We start from the raw sequence: 26,141 nt of genomic DNA, 5'->3' as shown, positions 1-26,141 counted from the left end.
TTCGGCGTTACTACTGTCCTCCGAAACCGAGGAGGACGGAGCCCGAGAGCGATGACCGAAGTATCGGTGGCCAAGGAAGATGTGGCCGCGACCGGCGAACTGGTCGTCCTGAAGAGTGTCAACAAGCACTTCGGCGCGTTGCACGTGCTCCAGGACATCGACCTGACGATCACCCGCGGCGAGGTTGTCGTGGTCATCGGGCCCTCCGGGTCCGGTAAGTCCACCCTGTGCCGCACCATCAACCGCCTGGAGACCATCGACTCAGGATCGATCGCGATCGACGGCAAGCCCCTCCCCGCCGAGGGCAAGGAGCTCGCCAGGCTGCGGGCCGACGTCGGCATGGTTTTCCAGTCCTTCAATCTCTTCGCGCACAAGACCGTGCTCGAGAACGTCACCCTGGGCCAGGTCAAGGTCCGCAAGGTCGACGCCAAGAAGGCCGAGGAGAAGGCCCGCGCCCTGCTCGACCGCGTCGGCGTGAGTGCCCAGGCGGACAAGTACCCCGCGCAGCTCTCCGGCGGTCAGCAGCAGCGCGTCGCCATCGCGCGGGCGCTGGCCATGGACCCGAAGGTCATGCTCTTCGACGAGCCGACGTCGGCTCTCGACCCCGAGATGATCAACGAGGTGCTGGAGGTCATGAAGCAGCTCGCCCGTGAGGGCATGACCATGGTCGTCGTCACGCACGAGATGGGCTTCGCCCGGTCGGCGGCCAACCGCGTGGTGTTCATGGCGGACGGCCGCATCGTCGAAGAGGCCACGCCGGACCAGTTCTTCAGCAATCCGCGCAGCGACCGCGCCAAGGACTTCCTGTCGAAGATCCTGCACCACTGACACGGTGCGGGTCCGACGTCCGTGTCGCCCGCGCTACAGCCGGCTCGCCTCTCGCATCTGATCGTCTGATCACAGTCAAAGGATGTTCACCATGAAGCTCCGCAAGGTCACCGCCGCCTCGGCCACCGTCTTCGCCCTCGCCCTGACCGCCACCGCGTGCGGCTCCGACGACGGAGACAGCGGCTCCTCGGGTGGCGACGACAAGAAGATCACCATCGGTATCAAGTTCGACCAGCCGGGCCTCGGCCAGAAGACCCCCGACGGCTACGAGGGCTTCGACGTCGATGTCGCCACGTACGTCGCCAAGAAGCTCGGTTACACCGAGGACCAGATCGAGTGGAAGGAGTCGAAGAGCGCCGACCGCGAGACCATGCTGCAGCGCGGTGACGTCGACTTCATCGCCGCCACGTACTCGATCACCCCGCAGCGCCAGGAGAAGGTCGACTTCGCCGGCCCGTACCTGCTCGCCCACCAGGACGTGCTGCTGCGCGCCGACGACGACAAGATCAAGTCGCCGGAGGACCTGAACGACGCCAAGCTCTGCTCGGTCACCGGCTCGACCTCGGCGCAGAACGTCAAGGAGAAGCTGGCGCCCAAGGCGCAGCTGCAGCCGTACCCGGCGTACTCCGCCTGCCTGCCCGGCCTGCAGAACGGCGCCGTCGACGCACTGACCACCGACGACTCGATCCTCGCCGGTTACGCCGCCCAGGAGCAGTTCAAGGGCAAGTTCAAGCTCGGCGGCTTCAAGCTGACGAACGAGAACTACGGCATCGGCGTCAAGAAGGGCAGCGACCTCAAGGACAAGATCAACGAGGCTCTGGAGGAGATGGTCGCCGACAAGTCCTGGGACGAGGCCGTCAAGGACAACCTCGGCCCGGCCAACTACAAGAACGAGCCGGCGCCCAAGATCGGCGACATCAAGAGCTGAGGCAGCGCCTGACAGGGTGCGCCGCCCACCGGAAGGGGCGGCGCACCGGGGTGGGCATCCCTACACGCGGAAGCGCGGGAGATCGTGTTCGACTTTCTTGAGGATTACGACCTGCTGGGAGCCTTCTGGACGACAGTGCAGCTCGCTGTGCTGTCGGCCGTCGGCTCCCTGATCTGGGGCACCATGCTGGCGGCCATGCGGGTGGGCCCGGTGCCGTTGATGCGCGGTTTCGGGACCGCGTACGTGAACACCGTGCGCAACATCCCGCTGACCGTCATCATCCTGTTCACGTCGCTGGGCCTGAACCAGACACTGGGAGTGTCCCTCGGCGCGAACGACGTCGAGACGATCAACTTCCGGCTCGCCGTCCTCGGCCTGATCCTCTACACCTCGTCCTTCGTCTGCGAGGCGCTGCGCTCCGGCATCAACACGGTGCCGGTCGGACAGGCGGAGGCGGCTCGGGCGATCGGCCTCAGCTTCGGCCAGGTGCTGCGACACGTGGTTCTGCCCCAGGCATTCCGTTCCTCCGTCGTTCCCCTGGCGAACGTTCTTATCGCGCTCATCAAGAACACCACGGTGGCCGCGGCCATCGGCGTTGCCGAGGCGGCGCTCCTGATGAAGGAGATGATCGAGAACGAGGCACAGCTGCTGCTGATCTCCGCGGTCATCGCCTTCGGTTTCGTGGTTCTGACGCTGCCGACCGGCCTCATTCTCGGCTGGGTGGGCAAGAAGGTGGCGGTGAAGCGATGAGCTCCGTTCTCTACGACGCCCAGGGCCCCCGGGCCAAGCGGCGCAACGTCGTCTTCACAGCCGTCTTCGTGGTGGCCGTCGCGGCTCTCCTGTGGTGGGTGTACGGCACTCTCAAGGACAAGGGCCAGCTGGAATGGGCCCTCTGGAAGCCGTTCTTCTCCGGTTCCGAGGCCTGGTCCACCTACATCTGGCCCGGCCTGGAGAACACTCTCAAGGCCGCCGCTCTCGCGGTGATCATCGCGCTGCCGCTGGGCGCGGTCCTCGGTATCGCCCGTCTGTCGGACCACGTGTGGGTCCGGGTTCCGGCCGCGATCGTGGTCGAGTTCTTCCGGTCCATCCCCGTGCTGGTCCTGATGATCTTCGGCCTCGCCCTGTTCGCCGAGTACACCAACGTCGGCTCGGACGTTCGTCCGCTGTACGCGGTGGTCACGGGTCTGGTGCTGTACAACGCCTCCGTCCTCGCCGAGATCGTCCGGGCGGGCATTCTGGCCCTGCCCAAGGGCCAGTCCGAGGCGGCAATGGCGATCGGCCTGCGCAAGGGCCAGGTGATGCGGACCATCCTGCTGCCCCAGGCGGTCACGACGATGCTGCCGGCCATCGTCAGCCAGCTCGTCGTCATCCTGAAGGACACGGCGCTCGGCGGTGCCGTCCTCACCTTCCCCGAACTGCTCGCGTCGGCCAACACCATGAGCGGCTACTACGGTGCCAACGTCATCGCGAGCTTCACCGTTGTCGCGGTGATCTACATCGCGCTCAACTTCCTCCTCACGAGCTTCGCGAGCTGGCTGGAGCGGCGGCTGCGGCGGGCCAAGAAGTCGACCGGCGCGGTACTCAAGGCGGACGACACCGAGGCCGCCGGGACCGGAACCGGCGCCGCCTGACACAGCTGACACTCGGTCACCTCATATGACCATCAACGGAGGCAGTGGCATGATCGCCACTGCCTCCGTCACTTGACGCAAGCAGCGGCAATAGGTTGCATACGTTCTGTGACCGTGCACCCTGCTCCAATGTCCTGTTCACCCGCGTCCCCCGGGACACCGTCACGGGCAGGGGGCGTCGCGCCGTGGACCCGGTGATCATCACCGGAGCGGGGCCCGTGGGGCTCACGCTCGCCCTGGCGCTGGCGCGGCAGGAGGTGCCCTGTGTCGTTCTCGACGAAGGGCCGGGCAAGGACGAACCGCGTCCCGCGCGGACCGTCGTCCTGGGCGAGGACGCCGTGACCCTCGTCGAGCGACTGACCGGCACACCGCTGACGGGGCTGGGTTTCCGTTGGGCCGGATGGCGGTCGATGCGGCGCAAGCAGGTGACGCGCGAGGTCGTCTTCGGCGACACCGACCCGGCGCCGCTGCACATCGCCCAGCACGAACTGACCGACGTCCTGCGCACGGCACTCGCCCACGAGTCGCTCGTCAAGGTCGCGGTGGACAGCCGCCTGGACGGTATCGAGCAGGAGGCATCGGGCGTCACGGCTCACACCCGCGGCCCCGCCGGCACCTGGTGGCGCGGCAGTTACCTGGTGGGCTGCGACGGCCCCCGCTCGACCGTCCGCAAGCTCCAGGACATCCGCTTCCCCGGCCGTACGGCGGTGGAACGATACGCCGTCGCCGCACTGCGCACGGAACTCCCGTGGACCGACGAGGCGTTGCTCCACCGGATGCCACCATGGCGTACGTCCGGTCCGTCGGCCGGAGAGATCGTCGGCCGCCCCCTGCCGGACGGCGTGTGGCGCCTGGACTGGCTGCTGCCTCCCGGCAAGGACCTGGTCACGCCCGAACTGCTGGTCAACCGGGTCCGCGAGACCCTCACCGGCTGGGCCGGCGGGTCACCCCCGTCGTACGAACTCCTCGACACCGGAGTCCACACGGTCCACCACCGGCTGGCCCGCCGCTGGCGGGTGGGCCGCGTACTCCTCGCCGGGGACGCCGCCCACCTGTTGGGCGCGCTGGGCACACAGGGGCTCGACGAGGGGCTGCTGGACGCCGACAACCTCGCCTGGAAACTGGCTCTGGCCTGGCATCACGGACCGCGTGAGGCACTGCTCGACAGCTACCAGGAGGAGCGGCGCACGGCGATCGCCGCACGGCTGCGCGCCGCCGACCAGGTGCTGCCGCTGCTGCGCGGCGGCGGGGGCCTGCGCTCCTACGTCCCCGGCTCGACCCGCGGCAACGACGCGCTGCTCGCGGACGGCCACCTGCGGCGCGGGACTCTCGGCGCGCCGGGCACGTACGCCGACTCGCCGCTCGCTCCCGAGGGCCTCGCCGGGGAGGTGGCCGTCGGCACACCGCCCGGGGCACCCGTCACCGATGTGCGGGTCACGGCGGAGGACGGCACGTTCGTACGGCTGCGCGACCGGCTCGGGCGCGGGGCGCTGCTGGTGGTGCTGATCGCACCGGGTACGGGCGTGTGGGACCGCAAGCACTGGGTGACCGCCGGCATCATGCCCCGGCTGGCCGCGGCGGTGACGGCGCTGCCGCATCACGCCGAGCTGCTGGTCGCCGAGAGCTACCCGGGCGCCGCCGCCCACACGGTGCTGCTGGTGCGGCCCGACGGTCACCTCGTCACTGCGCTGAACGGGGTGCGCCCGGCCGACCTGTACGCGGCGGCGGATACGGCGGTGGGCGGGGCGACGACCACGGCCACGGAGCCCACGGCGGAAGAGGCAGGGGCGGAGGCGGCGGCCGGTTCCCGCTGACGGGCCGTCCGGGGGCGCGCCGGCGGCTCGTCGCCGTCGGCCGTCGCCGGGCACTGTCCAGATGGTGACTGTGAGTTGACCGTCCCACACCGCCGTGGTCTACTCCGGATCGTGACCGACACCTGTGTACGCCTGTGGCGGAGGGTCCACATGGACCTCGTCCGCTATGCGGGCTGCGTGTGTCGCCCGTCCTGCTGAATTCGCCTCACTCCTCTGCACACGCCACATCTGCGTGCCGCCGCGTGCTCCTTCGCGAAACTCCCAGGACGGTACCCGTGTCTGTCTCCTCCCCTGTCTACGCCTCCACGGCCACTCCCACTCAGGCCGAGCTCCTCGACTTCGTACGCCGTACCGCCGCCGACGCCGAACTGATCGCCTCCCTCCCGCTCGACCCGGAGGGCCGCACCTGGGTCCGGTTGGCCGGACCGGGCGGCAGCGAGGCATGGCTGATCGGCTGGCCGCCCGGCACGGGCACCGGCTGGCACGACCACGCCGAATCCGTGGGCGCCTTCGTGACCGCCGCGGGTGAGCTCACGGAGAACGCGCTCGCCGCCCGCCTGCCCACCGACGGCTGGAAGACCCTGGAGCTCACCGACGGGGTGGACCGGAAACGCCGACTGCCGACGGGCAAGGGGCGCGCATTCGGCAGGCACCATGTGCACGAGGTGCTCAACGAGTCACCCGGCCGACACGCGGTCTCCGTGCACGCCTACCACCCGCCCCTGCCGCGGATCCGCCGCTACAGCCGCAACGGGCAGACTCTGCGCCTGGAGCAGGTCGAGCGGCCGGAGGACTGGCAGTGAGCGGGCCGACGGGAATCGACGCTCTGCTGGAGCGCGTGCGCGGCGGTTACCGTCGTGTCGCGCCGCTCGCGGCGTGCGACGCCGCCGGGGCCGGTACGGCGCTGCTGGTGGACATCCGCTACGCCGCCCTGCGCGAGCGGGACGGCGTGATCCCCGGCGCGCTGGTGATCGAGCGCAACGAACTGGAGTGGCGCCTGGATCCGCAGGGCAGCCACCGCCTCCCCGAGGCCACGGGCCATGACCTGCGCGTCGTCGTGGTGTGCAACGAGGGCTACGCCTCCAGCCTGGCGGCGGAGTCCCTGCACCGCCTGGGCCTGCACCGGGCCACCGATCTGATCGGCGGATTCCAGGCGTGGCGGGAGGCAGGGCTGCCGGTGACCGTCTCGTAGCCCGCCCACCCCACCCGGTCGGCTCCGCCGACTCCACCGGCTCCAGCCGTGTCGAGGGCCGCGGGTGGCGGGGAGGACCATCTGCTCCTTGGCGATGAAGGGGTAGTCCAGGGTCAGACCCCCTCGTCGCCGAGGAACTCCGAGTCCTCGCCCTCCTCCTCCAGCGCTCGGCGGACCACCCGCAGCGCCATGCCCTCGGGGTAGCCCTTGCGGGCCAGCATGCCCGCGAGGCGGCGCAGTCTCTTGTCGCGGTCGAGGCCGCGAGTGGCGCGCAGCTTGCGGGCGACCAGCTCGCGCGCGGTCTCCTCCTCCTGCTCGGAGTCCAGCTGCGAGACCGCCTCGTCGATGAGTGTGGCGTCGACGCCCTTGGTCCGCAGCTCCCTGGCGAGGGCTCGCCGGGCCAGCCCGCGGCCGTGGTGCCGGGACTCCACCCAGGCTTCCGCGAAGGCGCTGTCGTTGATCAGGCCGACCTCCTCGAACCTGGACAGCACCTCCTCGGCGGCCTCGTCGGGGATCTCCCGCTTACGCAGGGCGTCGGCGAGCTGCTTGCGCGTGCGCGGGGTCCCGGTGAGCAGGCGCAGGCAGATCGCCCGTGCCTGCTCGACCGGGTCCCGCGGAGGCTCCCCCTTCTCGGCCCTCGACGAGGAAGGTGCGCCTCCGTCCTCGGCGGGCGGCTCCGCACGCTCGCGACGCCGCCCGCGCCCGCTGCCCGTCCCACGGCCCCTTCGAGCTCTGCCACGCGCGCCACCGTCACCGTGGCGTGCCCCGCCGTCACCGGGAGAGCCGACGTCGTACGAGCCCTCGGCGCCGTACGGCGCGAAGGGGTCGGCCGTGCCGTCCGCGACGTCGGACAGGCCCGTCTCGTACGGGGCCGGGGCCGCCCCGTACGCGCCGTCGCCCATGCCGACGGAGCCGTCATCACCCGGTCTCCCCCGCTCGCGCTCCCGCGAGGCGTTGTCCGGATATGCGTACTCGGCCCAGTCGGTTCGTCGTGTCACGGTCAGCTCTTGGCTGCCGCGGCCTTGGGCTTGGTGGCCTTGGCGGTCGCGGGGGCGGGCACCGCAGGTGCGGCGTCGGCCGGTGCGGCGGAGGCGGCGGCGTCCGCGCTCGGCTCGGTGGCCGGCTCCTCGGGACGTACGCCGACGCCCAGCTTCTCCTTGATCTTCTTCTCGATCTCGTTGGCCAGGTCGGGGTTGTCCTTCAGGAAGTTGCGCGCGTTCTCCTTGCCCTGGCCGAGCTGGTCGCCCTCGTACGTGTACCAGGCACCGGCCTTGCGGACGAAGCCGTGCTCCACGCCCATGTCGATCAGGCCGCCCTCGCGGCTGATGCCCTGGCCGTAGAGGATGTCGAACTCGGCCTGCTTGAAGGGCGGCGCGACCTTGTTCTTGACGACCTTGACGCGGGTGCGGTTGCCGACCGCGTCGGTGCCGTCCTTCAGCGTCTCGATGCGTCGGATGTCGAGCCGCACCGAGGCGTAGAACTTCAGCGCCCGGCCACCGGTCGTGGTCTCCGGAGAGCCGAACATCACGCCGATCTTCTCGCGGAGCTGGTTGATGAAGATCGCGGTGGTCTTGGACTGGTTGAGCGCACTGGTGATCTTCCGCAGGGCCTGGCTCATCAGGCGGGCCTGCAGACCGACATGGCTGTCGCCCATCTCGCCCTCGATCTCGGCACGCGGCACGAGCGCTGCGACGGAGTCGATGACGATGAGGTCGAGGGCACCGGAGCGGACCAGCATGTCCACGATCTCCAGGGCCTGCTCACCGTTGTCCGGCTGGGACAGGATCAGGTTGTCGATGTCGACGCCGAGCTTCTGCGCGTACTCGGGGTCGAGGGCGTGCTCCGCGTCCACGAACGCGACCTGGCCTCCGGCCTTCTGCGCGTTCGCCACCGCGTGCAGGGTCAGGGTCGTCTTGCCCGAGGACTCGGGGCCGTAGACCTCGATGACTCGGCCGCGCGGCAGGCCGCCGACGCCGAGCGCCACGTCGAGCGCGGTCGACCCGGTCGGGATGACCTCGATGGGCTCCTTCGACCGGTCACCCATGCGCATGACCGCGCCCTTGCCGAACTGTCGTTCAATCTGTGCGAGCGCGGCATCCAGGGCCTTCTCGCGGTCGGTTCCTGCCATGGGTTCCACCCGGTTTGCTTGATTCGATCGCTTCACGTCAAAGACGCTAATGCCTGCCACTGACAATCCACCCCGATGCGGGTCCGGCCTGTGGATAACTCGGGCGCTTCTCCACCCAAACCCAGTCGAATCACCCGTCACGAGCCTCGCCAGAGCCTCCATAAGAATGGATGTTCGATTTTGGTGTCAAGCGCACCACGCGGCACCTCCGAGCGTACGTCTGCCGGGCCGGCGGTCGGGCGGCTGGAGTGCGGACGCGACGTGGAGGAGGGGGACGGCATGGCCAAGGCCGGCATCACTCTCGACGCCGAACTGGTGGTGGAGGCGACTGTTCTGGCCGGCATCGGCTCGCCACAGGTCGCCATCCAGGCGGTGGTGCGGGACCACATCGCCCGCGGCCGCCGCACGGAGACCCGCACCGAGTTCCAGGACCGGAGCCTGCGCGAGGTCGACGCCAAGCCGCAGGAGCCGCACGGCTGATCCCCGCACCCGCCGCCGTCCTGCGGCCGTCCCGCGGGCGGGCAGGCCACGGACAGGCTCGCCCCGTGCGGAACGTCAGGGCCGCCGGCATCGTCCGCCTGGCCACACCTGCCCAGGTCCCGGGCACCGTACCGGCCGACCGCTCGCCTCGTTCCGCTGTCGGCCCACCGGGACCGCCGGCATGACGCCGGCGGTGCGCTCCGGGCTGGCGGTGCTGCTCACCGCACCCGTCGCACTGACCCCGGGCGCCGCCGTGATCGCCTGGACGGCAGCCGGCCGTGGTCGGGGCGGCAGGCTGCTACGCGGCTGCGGTGAGCGGCGCGGGTGGGCCGGGTGGGGCGGATGACCCAGGTGGCGCGGGCGCGTGGGCCGCTTTCACATACTGGGCGGCCTCATCAGGACGAGCCGCCGCCCCCGGCGCCCTCCGCCCCGGGGTGTCCCGTCTCCGGTCGCCGGGCCCACAGCTTCCGCAGCCGCGTGGGCGCCCCGGGGCCCGACCGGCGGTTCCGGCGTCCGTGGACGCGCGGATCGTCCGTGACGTCGTAGCGCTTGACGTACGCCCCGAGGAACGCCTGCAGCGTGGCGATCGCCGGGATGGCGATCAGCGCGCCGACGGCGCCGAGCAGGGCGGCGCCCGCGACGACCGAGCCGAAGGCGACCGCCGGGTGGATGTCCACGGTCTTGGACGTCAGCTTGGGCTGCAGCACGTAGTTCTCGAACTGCTGGTAGACCACCACGAAGATCAGTACCCACAGCGCGTACCAGGGGTTGACCGTGAAGGCGATCAGCATGGGCAGGGCGCCCGCGAGATAGGTGCCGATGGTGGGGATGAACTGCGACACCAGACCCACCCACACGGCGAGCGCGGGAGCGTAGGGCACCTCCAGTATCTCCAGCAGGATGTAGTGCGCTAGGCCGGAGACCAGCGCCATCAGACCGCGCGAATACAGGTAACCGCCGGTCTTGTCCACGGCGATCTCCCACGCGCGCAGGACCTCGGCCTGCCGGGCGGGCGGCAGGACGGAGCAGAGCGCGCGCCGCAGCCGGGGGCCGTCGGCGGCGAAGTAGAACGAGAACAGCAGGACCGTCAGCATCTGGAAGAGGCCACCGAGGACCTGGGCCGACACGTCCAGGACGCCGGTGGCGCTGTTCTGCACGTAGTTGCGCAGCCAGTCGGAGCGGAGCAGGCCCTCCTGGATGTCCACCCGTCTCAGCTCGGTGTGGAAGTGGCCGTTGACCCAGTTGATGACGGAGTCGAGGTAGTCCGGGAAGTCCTCGACCATCTTGACGATCTGGCCCGCGAGCATCGAGCCGAGCAGCGTGACGAACCCCGCGGCGGCGATCAGCACGGCGATGAAGACGAGGAAGGTGGCCAGCCCGCGGCGCAATCCGCGTCCGGCCATCCAGCTCACCGCGGGTTCGATGGCGAGGGCCAGGAAGAAGGCGATGAGGACGTTGATCAGCAGGCCGGTGAGCTGGTGGAAGGCCCAGCTGCCGAGCTGGAAGACGGCGATGAGCGCGAGGGCCAGCACCATGGCGCGCGGGAGCCAGCGCGGCATGCGGGCGCCCGGCCCGGCGGGGCCGCCTGGCGGGGGACCGGTGGGCGGCGTCGTACCGGTCGGGGATGCGTGCCGGGCCGCCTGCCCGGACTCGTCAGTGGGTGCCACGGACCAAGTCTCGCCCACGCCACCGGCAGCGGAGCGCCATCCGGTGATCTTCGTGACCGGTCAACGCTGTTCCTGCGGCACGTTCATGACAGTGCAGACCACCCGCCACACGTCCTTGGCGTCCCATCCGGCGTCCAGCGCCTCGTGCACCGTGCGCCCGCCCAGCTCCGCCATCACGTGATCGCGCGCGAAGGTGTCGGCGTAGCCCGGACCGAAGTGATCCGTCATCCGCTCCCAGAAGACCGTCAACCGCATGACTCCAGTATCCCGCCCTGAGGGTGGGCCCTGCGCCGGGACCCCGTGCCGGGAACGCTTCACGTCATACGGTCTGACCATGGCCGAAATTGGAGCTTCCCCACTCCCCCCGACTCCCCCGACGCGTACGGCGTGCTCCCCGCTCGCGCGCGCGGAGCACTTCGTCTGGCTCACCGCGCGCGTACTGGAGCAGCGCCTGTTCGCGTACCACTTCCGCGGCGGCGACGCCGGCCCGGTGGAGACCGCGCTGGACGCCTACCGCAACGAGGACGGCGGGTACGGCCACGCGCTGGAACCCGATCTGCGCGGCCCGGTGAGCCAGCCGCCGCACACCGCGCACGCCCTGCGCGTCCTGGACGCCGTCGGGCGCTGCGGCGGACAGCGCGTGGAACGGATGTGCCGCTATCTGACCTCCGTGTCCACTGCGGACGGTGCCCTGCCGGCGATCCATCCCAGCCAACGCGGGTATCCGACCGCGCCCTTCATTCCGGTGCTGGACGACCCGCCCGGCGAGCTCCTCGCCACCGGTCCGGTGGTCGGTCTGCTGCACCGCAACGAGGTGTGGCACGCCTGGCTGTTCCGGGCCACGGACTTCTGCTGGCAGGCGGTCGAGTCGCTGGGGATCTCGCACCCGTACGAGGTCGAGGCCGCCGTGGCCTTCCTGGACGCCGCCCCCGACCGTCCGCGCGCGGAGGCGGCGGCCGACCGGTTGGGCCGCCTGGTGCGCGAGCGGCACCTGGCGGTGCTGGACCTCGACGACCTCGACGCGTACCCGGTCCCCCCCGGCTACGCCCCGGGCGAGCACCACTTCCCCCACGACTACGCGAGGCACCCGCACTCCCTCGCACGCGCGTGGTTCACGCAGGACGAGATGGCCCGGTCCCTCCGCGCCCTCTCGGCCGAGCAGGAGGAGGACGGCGGCTGGCCCGTGCGCCGACGCCGGTGGGCACCCGGCCCCGCCTTGGAGGCGCGCCCCGGGGTGACGATCGAGGCCCTGCGTACACTCCGCGCGTACGGCCGCCCGGTCGGCTGACCCCGCTGACCCGGCTCACCTGCCCATGGCCCGTACGCCCGCGGTCACCACCACGGCCGCCGCGACGACGAGCAGGAAGGGCGCGCGCAGCACCAGCGCCACGGCGGCCGCGGCGACTCCCGCTGCCCGCGCGTCCAGCACGAGCGCCTGCCCGTCGGCGAAGGTCTGCTGGGCGGTGAGCGCGGCGAGGAGGGCGACGGGCAGCAGGGCGGCGAACCGCCGGACGAGGGGCCGCTCCAGGGCGCCCGCGGGCACCAGCAGCCCGAGGAGCTTGACGGCGTAGCAGCCGACGGCGGTCACGCCGATCGCGATCCAGACGCTCAACGCTCTCCCTCCCGCGCACAGTCCTCAACAGCGCTGCTTCCGCGTCGTCCCCGCGCCCACAGGACGGCCGGTGCCGCCAGCGCGGCCACCAGGACGGGCACACCGGCGGGCAGCACGGGCAGCAGGCCGAGTCCCAGGAGGACGGCCAGGGCGGCGACCGCGCGCTCGGTGGTGGTCCTCAGCATCGGCGCGAGCAGCGCCAGGAAGACCGCGGGGCCGGCGGCGTCGAGCCCCCAGGCGTCGGTGTCCCCGATTGCCTCCGCGCCCAGCGCGCCGAGCAGCGTGGTGAGGTTCCACAGCAGGTACAGGGTGAGTCCGGTGACGGTGAACCCGATCCGGACGCTGCGCCGCGTGGGTTGTGCGAGGGCCACGGCCGCCGTCTCGTCGATGACCCACTGCGCGGCGAACGGGCGCACCGCGCGCGGGAGGGCCAGCAACTGCGACAGCCGCAGCCCGTAGAAGGCGTTGCGCACGCCCAGGAAGAAGGCCCCCGCCGCGGCGGTGAGCGGGTTGCCGCCGGCCGCGAGCGCCCCCACGAGCGCGAACTGGGACGCCCCGGTGAACACCAGGAGGCTGAGCGCGCATGTCTGCATGAGTGTCAGCCCGCTGCCGGCCGAGGTCACCCCGAAGGCGAACCCGGACAGTCCGACGGCGACTCCCACCCCGAGGGCGTCCCGTACGACGGCGGCGTCCGGCTTGTCTTCGACGACGCCCGCGTCGGGAACGGCTGTTTGTTCTGTCACGCCTCGGACGGTAGGAGAAGCCGCCGCCGCGCGTCTTGTACGTTCTTGCGCTCCCGCTGGTAGGCGCCGGGCGGCACGCCCACGATCCGCGCGAAGTGGCGGTTCAGGTGCGGCTGGTCGGTGAACCCCACGGCGACGGCGGCCTCGGACGGTCTCGTGCCGGCGTCCAGCAGCCGCCGTGCCCGCCGTACCCGGGCGTCCGTCAGCCAGGTGTGGGGCGGCATTCCGTAGGCGTCCCGGAAGGCGCGCAGCAGCGCGAACGGACTGCTCCCGAGCTCCCCGGCGAGCCTTTCCAGACTCGGCGGGTCGGCCATCCGCTCCTCCAGCACGGCACGCGCGCGTGCCGCGATGCCGGCCCCTGCCGTGCGCACCTCCCGGCGCGGCAGCGGCCCGCCGTTCAGCCGCAGCAACCGGGTCACGGCCACCCGCAGCAGGGTGTCGGCGGCGAGCGCGTTTCCCTCGTCGGCGGCCCGCAGCACGCGGTGCACCAGCTCGACGGCGTACGGATCGTCGAGCACCGGCCGGACGAACCCGGGCGTCCCGCGCAGCGTGGTCGTCTCCGCCGCGATCCCGGCCACGAGTTCGGGCGCCGGATAGACGGCCCCGTAGCGCCATCCTTCCGGCACCCCGGCCCGCCCGGTGTGCGGGGTGTCCGGGTTGACCAGGGCGAGTGCTCCCGCTCCGGCGTACTGATCGCTTCCGCCGTGGTGGAAGACCTCCACCCCGTCGGCGATGGCGGCGATGACGAAGTGCTCGTGGGTGTGACGTACGAAGGTCTTCCGTATGTACTGGGCCCGCAGCAGATCGACGCCGGGCAATTCCGCGTACCGCCAGTGCCGTGCCCGCTCGCCCGATGCCGCCATGCCCCCATTCTCCGTCACGGCCTCGCGGTGCCGGAGTTCCGCCCGGCATCCGTCCAGCTCAGGCCGATTGTCAGTGCTCGGGTGCACGATGGATCCATGGTCAGCTCCGCACACCGAGCCCTGGACGGCTTCTCCCCCGCGACCCGCGGTTGGTTCACGGGGGCCTTCTCCGCGCCCACCGCCGCCCAGGCGGGCGCGTGGCAGGCCATCTCGGAGGGCTCGGACGTGCTGGTGGTCGCCCCGACCGGCTCCGGCAAGACGCTGGCCGCCTTCCTCGCCGCCCTGGACCAGCTGGCCTCGACACCCCCGCCCGCCGACCCCAAGAAGCGCTGCCGAGTCCTGTACGTCTCCCCGCTCAAGGCCCTGGCCGTCGACGTCGAGCGCAACCTCCGCAGCCCCCTGACCGGCATCCGCCAGGAATCCGTGCGCCTCGGCCTGCCGGAACCCGAGGTCAAGGTCGGCATCCGCTCCGGCGACACCCCGGCCGCCGAGCGCCGTGCCCTGTCCACCCGCCCGCCGGACATCCTGATCACCACCCCGGAGTCCCTGTTCCTGATGCTGACGTCGGCCACGCGCGACGCTCTGACCGGTATCGAGACGGTGATCCTGGACGAGGTGCACGCGGTCGCCGGCACCAAGCGCGGCGCCCATCTCGCCCTCACCCTGGAGCGGCTGGACGAGCTGCTGCCGAAGCCGGCCCGTCGCATCGGCCTGTCGGCGACGGTCCGTCCGGTGGACGAGGTCGCCCGGTTCCTCGCACCGCGCGGCAAGGTGGAGATCGTCCAGCCGGACTCGGGCAAGGAGTTCGACCTGTCCGTCGTCGTCCCGGTCGAGGACCTGGGCGAGCTGGGCGGTTCCCCGGTCGCGGACGGCAACGACGGCGCGGAGCGTCCGTCGATCTGGCCGCACGTGGAGGAGCGGATCACCGACCTCGTCCAGTCGCACCGCTCCACGATCGTCTTCGCCAACTCCCGGCGCCTGGCCGAGCGACTGTGCAACAGACTCAACGAGATCGCGTACGAACGGGCGACCGGTGAGCCCCTGGACGAACACCACTCCCCCGCCGAACTCATGGGCGGCTCGGGAGCCGCCCAAGGCGCCCCCGCGGTGATCGCCCGCGCCCACCACGGCTCGGTCTCCAAGGAGCAGCGCGCCCTCGTCGAAGAGGACCTCAAGGCGGGCCGCCTGCCCGCCGTGGTGGCCACCTCGAGTCTCGAGCTGGGCATCGACATGGGCGCCGTCGACCTGGTCGTCCAGGTGGAGTCACCGCCCTCGGTCGCCTCCGGTCTCCAGCGCGTCGGCCGCGCGGGACACCAGGTCGGCGCGGTCTCCACGGGCGTGGTCTTCCCCAAGTACCGCGGCGATCTGGTTCAGGCGGCCGTGGTCACCGAGCGGATGCGCAGCGGCTCCATCGAGGCGCTCAGGGTCCCCGCCAATCCGCTGGACGTCCTGGCCCAGCAGCTCGTCGCGATGACCGCGCTGGACACCTGGCAGGTCGACGACCTGCTCGCCACCGTCCGCCGCGCCGCCCCGTTCGCCTCGCTCCCGGAGTCGGCCTTCACGGCCGTCCTGGACATGCTCGCGGGCCGCTATCCTTCCGACGCCTTCGCCGAACTGCGTCCCCGCGTGGTGTGGGACCGGGTCGCCGGGACGGTCACCGGCCGACCCGGCGCGCAGCGCCTCGCCGTCACGTCGGGCGGCACGATCCCCGATCGCGGCCTCTTCGGTGTCTTCCTCGCCGGGGCCGACCCGAAGAAGGGCGGTGGCCGGGTCGGCGAGCTGGACGAGGAGATGGTCTACGAATCCCGTGTCGGGGACGTCTTCACGCTCGGCACCAGCTCCTGGCGCATCGAGGACATCACCCGCGACAGGGTCCTGGTCTCCCCTGCTCCGGGCGTGCCGGGCCGGCTTCCCTTCTGGAAGGGCGACCAGCTGGGCCGCCCCCTCGAACTGGGCCGCGCGCTGGGCGCGTTCCTCCGCGAGGTCGGCTCCCTCACCAAGGAGGACGCCCGGCTCCGCCTGGTCACCGCGGGACTGGACGCCTGGGCCGCGGACAACGTCCTGGCCTATCTCGACGAGCAGCGCGAGGCCTGCGGCCACATCCCCGACGACCGCACCATCGTCGTCGAGCGCTTCCGCGACGAGCTGGGCGACTGGCGGGTCGTCGTCCACTCCCCCTTCGGCGCCCAGGTCCACGCCCCCTGGGCGCTCGCGCTCGGCGCCCGCCTGTCCGAGCGGTACGGCATGGACGCCCAGGTCATGCACGCCGACGACGGCATCGTGCTGCGCCTGCCGGACGCCGACCTGATGAGCCTGGACCTGCTCGACCAGGAAGCGTCGAAGCCAGGGCTGGAGTACGACGCCGAGCAGGCGCCCGTCGGCGCGGCCGACGTCGTCTTCGACAAGGGCGAGGTCGACCGGGTCGTCACCGACCAGGTGGGCGGTTCGGCCCTGTTCGCGTCCCGCTTCCGCGAGTGCGCCGCCCGTGCGCTGCTGCTCCCGCGGCGCAGCCCCGGCAAGCGCACCCCGCTGTGGCAGCAGCGCCAGCGCGCCGCGCAGCTGCTGGAGGTGGCGAGCGAGTACGGCTCGTTCCCGATCGTGCTGGAGGCGGTCCGCGAGTGCCTCCAGGACGTCTTCGACGTGCCCGGCCTGACCGAGCTGATGGGCGACCTGGAGTCCCGCAGGGTGCGCCTGGTGGAGGTCACCACCCCGGAGCCGTCCCCGTTCGCCCGCTCCCTGCTCTTCGGATACGTCGCCCAGTTCCTGTACGAGGGCGACTCGCCGCTCGCCGAGCGCCGTGCCGCCGCCCTCTCCCTGGACTCCCGGCTGCTGGCCGAGCTGCTCGGCCAGGCGGAGCTGCGCGAGCTGCTCGACGCGGAGGTACTCACCGAGCTGGAGCGCGAGCTGCAGTGGCTCACCGAGGACCGCCGCGTCAAGGACCCGGAGGGCGTCGCGGACCGGCTGCGGCTGCTCGGTCCGCTCACGGACGCCGAGCTGGCCGAGCGGGGCGCCGAGCCGCAGTGGGCACAGGAGCTGGCCGCCGCCCGCCGCGCGATCAGGGTGCGCATCGCCGGCGCCGACCACTGGGCGGCGATCGAGGACGCGGGCCGGCTGCGCGACGCGCTGGGCACGGCGTTGCCCGTGGGCGTGCCCGAGGCTTTCACCGAGCCGGTGAAGGACCCGCTCGGCGACCTCCTCGCCCGCCACGCCCGCACCCACGGCCCCTTCACGTCGGTCACCGCGGCGGCCCGCTTCGGCCTGGGTGTGGCGGTCACCGAGGGCGCGCTGCAGCGGCTCGCCGCGGCGGGCCGGGTCGTGCAGGGCGAGTTCCATCCGGCCGGCATCGGCCAGGAGTGGTGCGACGCGACCGTCCTGCGCAGGCTGCGCCGCCGTTCCCTGGCCGCGCTGCGGCACGAGCTGGAGCCGGTGGCGCCGGCCGCGCTCGGTCAGTTTCTTCCCCAGTGGCAGCACATCGGCAGGGGGCACGCGCTGCGCGGCCTCGACGGACTGGTTCGCGCCGTCGAGCAGTTGCAGGGCGCCTCGGTGCCCGCCTCCGCCCTGGAGAAGCTCGTCCTGCCCTCCCGAGTGGCGAACTACAACCCGGCCATGCTGGACGAGCTCACGGCCGCCGGTGAGGTGGTGTGGGCGGGAGCGGGTTCACTCCCGGGGAAGGACGGCTGGGTCTCCCTCTACCTGGCGGACGCGGCCCCCCTGCTCCTGCCGCCCCCGCATCCCCTGGAGACGACCGCCCTCCACGAGTCCGTCCTGAGCACCCTCTCGGGCGGGTACGGCCTGTTCTTCCGGCAGATCGCCGATCAGGTCCGCGCCACCACCCACCCGGACGCCACCGATCCGCAGCTGGCCGACGCCCTGTGGGACCTGGCCTGGTCCGGACGCCTGACGAACGACACACTCGCGCCCCTGCGCTCGCTGCTGGGCTCCGGCCGCACCGCGGGCTCCACGGCCCACCGCGCCAAGCGCGCGGTGCCACGCGGGCGCTACGGCTCGCTGACGGCCGCCGCCCGCCCCGCCTCCCGCACCGGCCCGCCGACCGTCGCGGGCCGCTGGTCCCTGCTTCCGGTCCGTGAGGCCGATGCCACGGTGCGCGCCCACGCCCTGGCCCGCACGCTCCTGGACCGGCACGGCGTGGTGACCCGCGGCGCCGTCGCCGCCGAGGGCGTCGAAGGCGGCTTCTCCGCCGTGTACCGCATTCTTGCCGCGTTCGAGGAGAGCGGGCAGGCCCGGCGCGGCTATGTCGTGGAGGGGCTGGGCGCGGCACAGTTCGCCATGGAGGGCGCCGTGGACCGGTTGCGCGCGGTCTCGAACGCCCGGGAGCGCGGCGAGGGTCCGCCCGGGCGGCCGGACTTCACCGGCGGCTTCGACGCCCACGTTTCACCCGCCGGCTCCGACAGTCCGGGTGACCCGGCCTTCGGCGGCTCCCCCTTCGACGACTTCCCGCCCGGCGACCGCGGGCACGCCGATGCCCCGGACCACTCCGGCGACGTCTTCGCGGCCTCTCCGCAGCTGCCGCCCTCCCGGGGTGACCACGTCTCCCCCCGCGACTACGCCGAACCGGGCGCGGGCGGCCCGCGCGGAGGCGGCGCGCACGGCGGTTTCGGTGGCCCGCGCGGTTCGTACGACACCGGGTTCGCGGGCCGTCACGGCCGCCCCTCCGCCGGCGCACGGGCCGTCGTCCTGGCCGCCGCCGACCCGGCCAACGCCTACGGCGCGGCCCTCGGCTGGCCCGAGCCCCCGGCCGGTGCCACGCACAAGCCGGGCCGCAAGGCGGGCTCCCTGGTGGTACTCGTCGAAGGTGAACCGGCGCTCTACATGGAGCGCGGCGGCAAGACGCTCCTGCTCTGGCCCTCCGCCCCGGACGGTCTGCCCACGGACGACCCCCGTCTGCGGGCGGCCGCGGAGGCGCTCGCCTCGGCCGCCCTCGCCGGTTCCCTCGGCACGGTCACGGTGGAGCGGGTCAACGGCGCGGCGGCCCTCACGTCCCCCTTCGGCCCGCTCCTGGAGGAAGCGGGGTTCATCGCCACTCCGCGCGGCCTGCGCATCAGAGCCTGAGCCTGTCACCCTTGACCCATGCCCGAAGGAGACACGGTCTGGCAGGCGGCACGGCGGCTGCACGACGCCCTCGCGGGCAAGGTGCTGACCCGCAGCGACTTCCGCGTACCGCGATACGCCACGGCCGATCTCACCGGCCGTACGGTCCTGGACGTCACGCCGCGCGGCAAGCACCTGCTCACGCGCGTCGAGGGCGGCCTGACGGTGCACTCCCACCTGCGGATGGACGGCTCCTGGAAGGTGTTCGCGTCCGGTCAGCGCTGGAGCGGCGGCCCGGCGCACCAGATCCGCGTCATCCTCGGCACGGCCGACCGCACGGCCGTCGGCTATCGCCTCCCGGTGCTGGAAATCCTCCGCACCGCCGACGAGGAGCGCGCCGTCGGTCATCTGGGCCCGGACCTGCTGGGCCCGGACTGGGACCCCGAGCAGGCCCTGGCCAACCTGCGTGCGGATCCTGCCCGTCCGCTCGGTGAGGCCCTGCTCGACCAGCGCAATCTCGCTGGTGTCGGCAACGTCTACAAGTGCGAGCTCTGCTTCCTGCTCGGCGTCACTCCCTGGCTCCCCGTCGGGGACCTGCCCGCCGCACACGCCGTGAAGCTGCCCGCGCTCGCGAAGAAACTCCTGGAGGCCAACCGGGACCGCCCGGTCCGCCGTACGACGGGTCTGCGCGGCCAGGACCTGTTCGTGTACGGCCGTGCACCCCGCCCCTGCCTGCGCTGCGGCACGCCGGTCCGGGTGGCGAACCAGGGCGACGGCTCCCGGGAGCGTCCCACGTACTGGTGCCCGACCTGCCAGCCCGGTCCCGCGCCGCGCCCGGCCGCCCGTACCGGTACCGGGCCGCGGCGCGGGCCGGGGTGACTCAAGCAGGCGAGCTGAGCCCACATGCTGAGCCGACCCGCGGAGCAACGCGCTCAACCGGAGAGCTCAGCCGGCGAGCAGGCCGTCCATCTGGCCGACCGCCTCACGCAGTCCGTCCTCCATGCCCATCTCCGCGAGCTGGTCCATCTGTTCCCGGGTGTCGAAGGCCGAGCGCATCTCCATGCGGGTGCCGCCGTCGCGCTCGGTGAGCGTGACCCGGGTCGTGGTCGTCGGCATGTCGGCGCTCGGCGTCCCGTCCGCGTCGGCGAATCCGTCGGTGAACTCCAGTGTGGCCGGCGCGTCGACCGAGGCGATCCGCCACCACCCGCGGTGCTTGTCTCCCTCGGGCCCGGTCATGAAGTACGCGACGTCCCCACCGGGGGTCAGGTCGTGCTCCTCGACCGTCGCCGGGTAGGTCGGCGGGCCCCACCAGCGCTCCAGCTGCCGCGGGTCGGCCCACAACTGCCACACCCGCTCGACGGGAGCGGCGAAGTCGGCGATGAGGGTGAAGGTCAGGTTGTCGAGATCCTTGTCCAAGCTGGTGACACTCATCAGATCCGTCCTTCCGTCCGGTCGTGTGCATCGGGTTCCGCGTCCTGGCCGAGCAGATGGGACATCCGCTCCACCCGGCCGCGCCAGGCCGTCTCCAGTTCGTCCAGTGCCTGCCGGGCCCGGCTCACGGCGTCGGGGTCTGTGCGCACGATCTGCTCCCGTCCGCGGCGCTGCTTGACCACCAGACCGGCCCGCTCCAGTACCGCGACGTGCTTCTGCACCGCGGCGAAACTCATCGGATAGGCCTCGGCCAGTCGCGACACCGACAGGTCGTCCCGTACGCAGCGACGCAGGATGTCGCGGCGCGTCGTATCGGACAGTGCGTGGAACAAGCGGTCCACGCGCTCTTCGGCTGCTTCGAGAACCCCATCTACAACCATTTGGTTGTATGTTAGTCGGTCACGTCCCGTCGTAAAGCGCTACAACCGGGACCGCGAGGAGGCCGAAGCACCTCCGGCCCCGCGCCGCAGAACCCGCCCCCACCGCCCCGCGCCCAGGGCCCCCGCGGCTTGGCGCGCGGGCACACAGTGCACCGGCAGCACGCTCAGCCCCCAGCCGCCGACCGCGACCGCCCCTTCGATCACCCCCGCGCCGGGCTCCAGCGCCAGACGCAGCACGGCCCACCACCACAGCGCACCGAGCCCCAGCGCGGCCGCCCGGCGAGCAGCCCGCGCGGACGTCATAACCGCGTCATCCGTTTTCGGCCTGGAACATCCAGTGCTGTTTCTCCAGGTCGGCCGTGATCTGGATGAAGATGTCCTGGCTCACCGGATCCGGATCGCCGGTCGCCCCGATCCGCTCCCGCATCCGCCCGATCACCGCGCCCAGGGCGTCCACGATCGTCTGTACCGCGGTGGTGTCGTCGACCCACCCTTCCGGGGTCGCATCGATGCCGCTACCGACGGCCACCGTCGCGGCACGCCCGTCCGGGGAGACCCCGAGCGCCGAGGCACGCTCCGCCACGGTGTCGGAGTGCGTACGCGCGGTACCGACGAGTTCGTCGAGCTGAAGGTGCACGGAACGGAAGCGTGGACCGACCACGTTCCAGTGGATCTGCTTGGCCACCAGCGCCAGGTCCACCAGGTCGACGAGGGCACCCTGCAGCGCCTCGGACACGGTCTTCAGGTTCGCGTCGGACAACGGGCTCTTCACGACGTACATCCACGCCTCCGTCGGTCGGCCCCCCGGCCATGTCCCTCCACCATGACCGCACCACCAGAGACCGGCAAACCGGGCGAAACCACCACGGGCACCCGACACCTGCCCGGGCGGCGAACTCAGGCGCGCACGCAAAAACCCCGACCGCACCTCTCCGGGACCTCCCGGAGAGACCCCGGCCGGGGCCTCACACGCACACGTTCTCGACGATCAGGCGGCGACGACGTCCACTTCGGCGGGCGCCTTGATGGTCACCCGTTCCGGTGGCACACCGGTCACCGAGACAGAACCCAGCATCGGGCGCACCGGTGCCGGCACGGTCTCGCTGGGCGTGGCCGCAGCGGACTGGGCCAGCTCGGCGAGGGCGAGTTCGTCGCTTACTTCCCGCATGAGCTCGGACATCCGTACGTCCAGCGCGTCGCAGATGGCGGAGAGCAGTTCGGAAGAAGCCTCCTTCTGCCCCCGCTCCACCTCGGAGAGATAGCCGAGTGAGACTCGGGCGGACGAGGAGACTTCGCGCAGAGTACGGCCCTGGCGCTGGCGCTGCCGACGCAGCACGTCACCCAGCAGGCGACGGAGCAGAATCATCGGTGGCTCCCTCCTCGGACCGTGTAACCGCATCCTTCACGCCCCACCGTACCGCCTCGCGCCGCGGCCGTGCGGGGAGCGATGTCGTGTTCACTCAGGGCTGCAAACATCAAGACCCCCCGTTCCGTTCCGTATCCTGTGCCCGCTCATTCCCGGTCTGTTCGCCCGCAAGCTCTCTCAATAGGAGTGCGAGTACGCTCCGTACACTCTCCATACGAATTTCCGCGCGGTCGCCGTTCAACCGCAGCGCCTCCACTTTTCCGCCAGAGGCGGAACCGTCGTCTGCTCCGAAGGGCCCGTCGACGGCCACGAAGACCGTCCCGACAGGCTGTCCGTCCTGCGGGTCCGGGCCGGCGACGCCCGTCGTCGCGATGCCCCAATCGGCACCCAACGCCTTGCGCACGCCCGCCGCCATCTGGGCGGCGACCTGCGGATCCACCGCTCCACACGCCGCGAGCACCGCGGCGTCGACGCCGAGCAGGTCCCGCTTCAGCTCCGTCGCGTAGGGGGTCACGGACCCGCGGAAGCTCTTGGAGGCCCCGGGCACCGCCGTGATCGCGGCAGCCACCAGTCCGCCGGTCAGTGACTCGGCGACCGCGAGGGTCTCGCCCCTGACGGTGAGTAGTCGCACCACGTCGGCGGCCGTGGAACTCAAGCTTCCGCCTTCTTCAACGCCGCTCTGCGCTCGGCGATTCCCCGACGTCGCAGCACAATGGCCTGCTTCACATAGTCCAGTCCGGTCGCCACGGTCAGGACGACCGCCGCGGCCATCACCCAGAACCTCAGCGTGGCCAGGGGCCCCGTCAGTGCCAGGACGTACATACCGACGGCGATGCCCTGGGTGAGGGTCTTGAGCTTGCCGCCGCGGCTCGCAGGGATGACGCCGTACCGGATGACCACGAACCGCAGCACGGTGATCCCGAGTTCCCGGCCGAGGATGACGGCCGTCACCCACCACGGCAGGTCGCCCAGCGCGGACAGACAGATGAGCGCCGCCCCCATGATCGCCTTGTCGGCGATGGGGTCGGCGATCTTCCCGAAGTCGGTGACGAGGTTGTAGGTGCGGGCCAGATGGCCGTCGAAGAGGTCGGTGATCATGGCTACGGCGAAGGCCGCCCAGGCGAACGAGCGCCAAGCCGGGTCGTACCCGCCGTTGCCGAGCATCAGCGCGACGAAGGCCGGCACGAGGAGCAGCCGGAGCATCGTCAGCAGGTTGGCGACGTTCCAGACGCTCGCCTGGTTGACGGCGGCGGCCGCGATCTTGCCGCCGCGCCCGGCGACACCGCCCTCGGTCGCACCCCGCTCCGGGACGCCCTGTCCCGTCGCGCCCCGTTCGGCCGCACCCCCAGAGGGCGTACGCTCCGCCGGTCCGTGCGCGGCCCCCGAGGGTCCACGCGGGCCGGTCCTGCGCGCACCGGAGGAGCCGCCCGCCGCGGACGCCGGGACTCCGGTCATCTGCCGGCCTCCTCACTCCACTCGGGCGACCCCAGCAGCGGTTCGGCCACCAGGTCGACACCCTCCGTACCGACCACCTTCGCGTCGACCATACGACCGACACTCAGGCCCTCGCCGTTCGTGAGCAGCACCTGGCCGTCCGTCTCCGGCGCCTGGTGCTCCGCGCGGCCGCGCACACCGTCCTCCCCTTCGCCGGACTCCACGGACTCGACGAGCACGCGCGCGGTCGCACCGATGCGCTCCTCCGCCCGCTGTGAGACTAGTTCCTCGGCGAGGCGGGACACGCGTGCCAGCCGCTCGGCGACGACGTCCTCGTCCAGCTTGTCGCCGTAGGTCGCGGCTTCGGTGCCCTCCTCGTCGGAGTACCCGAAGACGCCGATGGCGTCGAGCCGCGCGTGGTTCAGGAAGCGCTCCAGCTCGGCGAGGTCGGAGGCGGTCTCGCCGGGGAAGCCCACGATGAAGTTGGAGCGGACGCCGGCCTCGGGGGCCTTGCTCCGGATGGTGTCCAGCAGCTCCAGGAAGCGGTCGGTGTCGCCGAAGCGGCGCATCGCGCGGAGCACGTTCGGCGCGGAGTGCTGGAAGGACAGGTCGAAGTAGGGGGTGACCTTCGGGGTGGAGGTCAGTACGTCGATGAGGCCGGGCCGCATCTCGGCCGGCTGGAGGTAGCTGACGCGGACGCGCTCGATGCCGTCGACGTCGGCGAGGTTCGGCAGCAGCGACTCCAGCAGGCGGATGTCGCCGAGGTCCTTGCCGTAGGACGTGTTGTTCTCGGAGACCAGCATGATCTCCTTGACGCCCTGCTCGGCCAGCCACCGCGTCTCGTTCAGCACGTCGCTCGGGCGGCGGGAGATGAAGGAGCCGCGGAAGGACGGGATGGCGCAGAAGGAGCAGCGCCGGTCGCAGCCGGAGGCCAGCTTCACGGAGGCGACCGGGGAGCCGTCGAGGCGACGGCGCAGGGGCGCGCGGGGGCCGGAGGCGGGGGCGACGCCCTCGGGCAGGTCGGTCGGGCCGTGCCCCGGCAGGGCGACGGAGGCACCGGCCTCCTGCCGCTCGGCGGGGCTGATCGGCAGCAGCTTGCGCCGGTCGCGCGGGGTGTGGGCGGCGTGGATGCCGCCGTTCAGGATGGTCTGCAGGCGGTCGGAGATGTCGGTGTAGTCGTCGAAACCGAGGACTCCGTCGGCCTCGGGGAGGGCTTCGGCGAGCTCCTTGCCGTACCTTTCGGCCATGCAGCCCACCGCCACCACGGCCTGCGTTCTGCCGTGACCCTTGAGGTCGTTGGCCTCCAGGAGGGCGTCGACCGAGTCCTTCTTGGCGGCCTCGACGAAGCCACATGTGTTCACGACGGCGACGTCCGCTTCCCCGGCGTCCTCGACGAGCTTCCAGCCGTCCGCCTCCAGACGGCCTGCGAGCTCCTCCGAGTCCACCTCGTTACGGGCGCAGCCAAGGGTGACGAGTGCGACGGTACGGCTTTCAGGCATGGGCTCAAGACTACTTCGTCCTGCCGACAGCCCACGTCGACGGGGTTGCCCGATCTTGGACGACCCCGTCCGCGTCGGCGCCTTCCGCGCCCTACCCGACCTGCGGGTCGCCCTTCGTGTACGTCAGGCGTTCCACGGAGCCCGACTGGAAGTCGTCCTCGATCTTCTTGCCGTTGACGTACAGCTCGATCGCGCCCGCGTTGCCGAGGACGAGGTCGACCTTCTCGTTGTCCTGGAAGGTCTTGGAATCACCCTGCTTGAGCAGGCCGTCGAAGAGCAGCCGGCCGTTGTGGTCCTTCACCGAGATCCAGCTGGGGTCGTCAGTGGCGCTGATCTTGACCGTCACCTTGTCCCGCGGCGCGGCGGCGATGGCGCTTTCGGTCGGGTCCGGCTTCGGGTCGGTGGGCTTCTTCGGCTTGGCGCTCGGCGAGGCGGACTCGCCGGCCGACGGCTGGGAGCCCTCGGCGACGCTCGCCTCGGAGCCGCCGCCGTCGCCACCCTTGACGAACGTGAAGCCGACGAAGGCGATCACCGCGACGATCGCGGCGACCATGGCGGCGGTCCAGTTGGGTCCGCGTCGCTCGGGACGGATGCGTTCCGCCTCGAACAGGGGCGCTGCGGGTGTCGGCGCGGGGCGGCCGCCGTGTTCGGCGTCGAACTGCGCGAGCAGTTCGGCCGGGTCGAGCCGGACGGCCTTGGCAAGGGTCCTGATGTGACCGCGCGCGTAGACGTCACCGCCGCAGGGCGTGAAGTCGTCCGCCTCGATGGCGTGCACGATGGCGATCCGGACGCGGGTGGCGGTGGTGATGTCGTCGACGGTCAACCCGGCGGCGATCCGTGCCTGCTGCAGGGCACGGCCGATGGAGGGGCGGGCTTCCTCAGAAACGCCTTCGGAGACGTCTTCGACCGGACGCTCGTCTTCAGGGGAGTTGCCGTTGGACACGGGGGCGCCTTTCGAGCGTTTAGCCGCCTGTGCTGGACGTTCAGTTTAGGGGGGCTGCAAACGGGTGGGGCAACCGGGCGACGGGACTTTGTACGCCATTGGAATGGCCCCGCATCCCGATGGTGGACTACCTGTTTGTCATTTCCTTCAACT

29 protein-coding genes are annotated in these 26,141 nt (G+C 71.6%); 13 read left to right on the top strand and 16 right to left on the bottom strand.

Translation table 11 applies throughout. The features are described 5' to 3' along the window. Positions 1–51 precede the first annotated feature (51 nt). The 8 genes from ACIQ1J_RS12945 (at position 52) to ACIQ1J_RS12910 (ending at position 6,393) form a co-directional block, all read left to right on the top strand. Complete coding sequence (locus ACIQ1J_RS12945) at positions 52–828, top strand: amino acid ABC transporter ATP-binding protein (RefSeq protein ID WP_121749599.1); 777 nt, start codon at positions 52–54, stop codon at positions 826–828. A 91-nt stretch (positions 829–919) separates the two neighbouring features. Further along, the gene (locus ACIQ1J_RS12940; RefSeq protein WP_403556718.1) at positions 920–1,756 is read left to right on the top strand and encodes a glutamate ABC transporter substrate-binding protein; all 837 of its coding nucleotides are present in this window, start codon (positions 920–922) and stop codon (positions 1,754–1,756) included. A gap of 84 nt (positions 1,757–1,840) precedes the next feature. Further along, complete coding sequence (locus tag ACIQ1J_RS12935; protein WP_121749597.1) at positions 1,841–2,506, top strand: amino acid ABC transporter permease; 666 nt, start codon at positions 1,841–1,843, stop codon at positions 2,504–2,506. Continuing rightward, on the top strand, positions 2,503–3,387 hold the full coding sequence (locus ACIQ1J_RS12930) for an amino acid ABC transporter permease (RefSeq protein ID WP_403556716.1): 885 nt from the start codon (positions 2,503–2,505) through the stop codon (positions 3,385–3,387). The genes ACIQ1J_RS12935 and ACIQ1J_RS12930 overlap by 4 nt, the downstream gene beginning before the upstream one ends. Positions 3,388–3,572: 185 nt before the next feature. Then, positions 3,573–5,201, top strand: coding sequence for an FAD-dependent monooxygenase (locus tag ACIQ1J_RS12925; RefSeq protein WP_403556714.1), 1,629 nt, complete (start codon positions 3,573–3,575; stop codon positions 5,199–5,201). A gap of 111 nt (positions 5,202–5,312) precedes the next feature. Further along, on the top strand, positions 5,313–5,399 hold the full coding sequence (locus ACIQ1J_RS12920) for a putative leader peptide (protein WP_313960178.1): 87 nt from the start codon (positions 5,313–5,315) through the stop codon (positions 5,397–5,399). A gap of 77 nt (positions 5,400–5,476) precedes the next feature. Then, positions 5,477–6,004, top strand: a complete 528-nt coding sequence (locus tag ACIQ1J_RS12915) for a cysteine dioxygenase (protein ID WP_403556712.1) — start codon at positions 5,477–5,479, stop codon at positions 6,002–6,004. Further along, the gene (locus tag ACIQ1J_RS12910) at positions 6,001–6,393 is read left to right on the top strand and encodes a rhodanese-like domain-containing protein (RefSeq protein WP_403556710.1); all 393 of its coding nucleotides are present in this window, start codon (positions 6,001–6,003) and stop codon (positions 6,391–6,393) included. Before ACIQ1J_RS12915 ends, ACIQ1J_RS12910 begins: the two co-directional genes overlap by 4 nt. A 113-nt stretch (positions 6,394–6,506) precedes the next feature. On the opposite strand, the gene recX is transcribed toward ACIQ1J_RS12910, so the two are convergent. Beyond that, positions 6,507–7,391, bottom strand: coding sequence for a recombination regulator RecX (gene recX, locus ACIQ1J_RS12905; RefSeq protein ID WP_403556708.1), 885 nt, complete (start codon positions 7,389–7,391; stop codon positions 6,507–6,509). A gap of 2 nt (positions 7,392–7,393) precedes the next feature. Then, positions 7,394–8,521, bottom strand: a complete 1,128-nt coding sequence (recA, locus tag ACIQ1J_RS12900; protein ID WP_210962769.1) for a recombinase RecA — start codon at positions 8,519–8,521, stop codon at positions 7,394–7,396. Positions 8,522–8,800: 279 nt separating this feature from the next. Between recA and ACIQ1J_RS12895 the strand changes: the two genes are divergently transcribed. After that, positions 8,801–9,001 (top strand): DUF2191 domain-containing protein, encoded by a 201-nt coding sequence (locus ACIQ1J_RS12895; RefSeq protein WP_403556706.1) that lies wholly within the window; start codon positions 8,801–8,803, stop codon positions 8,999–9,001. Between the two features lie 181 nt (positions 9,002–9,182). Continuing rightward, positions 9,183–9,347, top strand: coding sequence for a hypothetical protein (locus tag ACIQ1J_RS12890; protein WP_403556704.1), 165 nt, complete (start codon positions 9,183–9,185; stop codon positions 9,345–9,347). 49 nt (positions 9,348–9,396) lie between these two features. Here the strand turns inward: ACIQ1J_RS12890 and ACIQ1J_RS12885 are convergent, their stop codons facing one another. Together ACIQ1J_RS12885 and ACIQ1J_RS12880 are read right to left on the bottom strand one after the other, a co-directional pair. Beyond that, positions 9,397–10,668 (bottom strand): AI-2E family transporter, encoded by a 1,272-nt coding sequence (locus ACIQ1J_RS12885; RefSeq protein ID WP_403556702.1) that lies wholly within the window; start codon positions 10,666–10,668, stop codon positions 9,397–9,399. 60 nt (positions 10,669–10,728) lie between these two features. Next, complete coding sequence (locus tag ACIQ1J_RS12880) at positions 10,729–10,923, bottom strand: DUF3046 domain-containing protein (protein ID WP_210962767.1); 195 nt, start codon at positions 10,921–10,923, stop codon at positions 10,729–10,731. 79 nt (positions 10,924–11,002) lie between these two features. Here ACIQ1J_RS12880 and ACIQ1J_RS12875 point away from each other — a divergent pair, with 79 nt between their 5' ends. Continuing rightward, on the top strand, positions 11,003–11,956 hold the full coding sequence (locus ACIQ1J_RS12875) for a hypothetical protein (RefSeq protein ID WP_403556700.1): 954 nt from the start codon (positions 11,003–11,005) through the stop codon (positions 11,954–11,956). Positions 11,957–11,971: 15 nt separating this feature from the next. Here the strand turns inward: ACIQ1J_RS12875 and ACIQ1J_RS12870 are convergent, their stop codons facing one another. From ACIQ1J_RS12870 to ACIQ1J_RS12860, 3 genes are read right to left on the bottom strand one after another with little or no spacing between them, the layout of a single operon-like run. Then, positions 11,972–12,280, bottom strand: a complete 309-nt coding sequence (locus ACIQ1J_RS12870) for an AzlD domain-containing protein (protein ID WP_403556698.1) — start codon at positions 12,278–12,280, stop codon at positions 11,972–11,974. Further along, the gene (locus tag ACIQ1J_RS12865; protein WP_403556696.1) at positions 12,277–13,023 is read right to left on the bottom strand and encodes an AzlC family ABC transporter permease; all 747 of its coding nucleotides are present in this window, start codon (positions 13,021–13,023) and stop codon (positions 12,277–12,279) included. The genes ACIQ1J_RS12870 and ACIQ1J_RS12865 overlap by 4 nt, the downstream gene beginning before the upstream one ends. Further along, positions 13,020–13,886: an AraC family transcriptional regulator gene (locus ACIQ1J_RS12860; protein ID WP_403556694.1), complete on the bottom strand. Its 867-nt coding sequence runs from the start codon at positions 13,884–13,886 to the stop codon at positions 13,020–13,022. The genes ACIQ1J_RS12865 and ACIQ1J_RS12860 overlap by 4 nt, the downstream gene beginning before the upstream one ends. Positions 13,887–13,982: 96 nt before the next feature. Here ACIQ1J_RS12860 and ACIQ1J_RS12855 point away from each other — a divergent pair, with 96 nt between their 5' ends. Continuing rightward, positions 13,983–18,956, top strand: coding sequence for an ATP-dependent helicase (locus ACIQ1J_RS12855; RefSeq protein ID WP_403556692.1), 4,974 nt, complete (start codon positions 13,983–13,985; stop codon positions 18,954–18,956). A gap of 18 nt (positions 18,957–18,974) precedes the next feature. Next, positions 18,975–19,814, top strand: a complete 840-nt coding sequence (locus ACIQ1J_RS12850) for an Fpg/Nei family DNA glycosylase (RefSeq protein ID WP_403556690.1) — start codon at positions 18,975–18,977, stop codon at positions 19,812–19,814. Between the two features lie 66 nt (positions 19,815–19,880). On the opposite strand, the gene ACIQ1J_RS12845 is transcribed toward ACIQ1J_RS12850, so the two are convergent. From ACIQ1J_RS12845 to ACIQ1J_RS12805, 9 genes are all read right to left on the bottom strand, one after another. Then, on the bottom strand, positions 19,881–20,366 hold the full coding sequence (locus ACIQ1J_RS12845; protein WP_403556688.1) for an SRPBCC domain-containing protein: 486 nt from the start codon (positions 20,364–20,366) through the stop codon (positions 19,881–19,883). Then, positions 20,366–20,746: an ArsR/SmtB family transcription factor gene (locus tag ACIQ1J_RS12840; RefSeq protein ID WP_403556686.1), complete on the bottom strand. Its 381-nt coding sequence runs from the start codon at positions 20,744–20,746 to the stop codon at positions 20,366–20,368. Before ACIQ1J_RS12840 ends, ACIQ1J_RS12845 begins: the two co-directional genes overlap by 1 nt. 39 nt (positions 20,747–20,785) lie before the next feature. Further along, positions 20,786–21,049, bottom strand: coding sequence for a hypothetical protein (locus tag ACIQ1J_RS12835; protein ID WP_403556684.1), 264 nt, complete (start codon positions 21,047–21,049; stop codon positions 20,786–20,788). Positions 21,050–21,056: 7 nt separating this feature from the next. Continuing rightward, positions 21,057–21,527, bottom strand: a complete 471-nt coding sequence (locus ACIQ1J_RS12830; protein WP_210962759.1) for a Dps family protein — start codon at positions 21,525–21,527, stop codon at positions 21,057–21,059. Positions 21,528–21,734: 207 nt separating this feature from the next. Beyond that, positions 21,735–22,112 carry a helix-turn-helix domain-containing protein gene (locus tag ACIQ1J_RS12825; protein ID WP_210962758.1) on the bottom strand — a complete coding sequence of 126 codons (378 nt, stop codon included), beginning with the start codon at positions 22,110–22,112 and terminating at the stop codon, positions 21,735–21,737. Between the two features lie 109 nt (positions 22,113–22,221). Beyond that, positions 22,222–22,767, bottom strand: coding sequence for a CinA family protein (locus ACIQ1J_RS12820; protein WP_403556681.1), 546 nt, complete (start codon positions 22,765–22,767; stop codon positions 22,222–22,224). Continuing rightward, the gene (gene pgsA / locus ACIQ1J_RS12815) at positions 22,764–23,567 is read right to left on the bottom strand and encodes a CDP-diacylglycerol--glycerol-3-phosphate 3-phosphatidyltransferase (RefSeq protein WP_403556679.1); all 804 of its coding nucleotides are present in this window, start codon (positions 23,565–23,567) and stop codon (positions 22,764–22,766) included. Before pgsA ends, ACIQ1J_RS12820 begins: the two co-directional genes overlap by 4 nt. Further along, a complete protein-coding gene (gene rimO, locus ACIQ1J_RS12810; protein WP_403556677.1) occupies positions 23,564–25,045 on the bottom strand; it encodes a 30S ribosomal protein S12 methylthiotransferase RimO in 1,482 nt (493 codons plus the stop codon). The genes pgsA and rimO overlap by 4 nt, the downstream gene beginning before the upstream one ends. 91 nt (positions 25,046–25,136) lie before the next feature. Further along, a complete protein-coding gene (locus ACIQ1J_RS12805; protein ID WP_210962754.1) occupies positions 25,137–25,988 on the bottom strand; it encodes a helix-turn-helix domain-containing protein in 852 nt (283 codons plus the stop codon). Positions 25,989–26,141: the final 153 nt, after the last annotated feature.

It is taken from the genome of Streptomyces sp. NPDC097107 (genome assembly GCF_044762405.1).
Lineage (GTDB): Bacteria > Actinomycetota > Actinomycetes > Streptomycetales > Streptomycetaceae > Streptomyces > Streptomyces thinghirensis.
The sequence above is the reverse complement of the archived record's forward strand: the minus strand, read 5'-3'. Positions and strand labels throughout refer to the sequence as shown.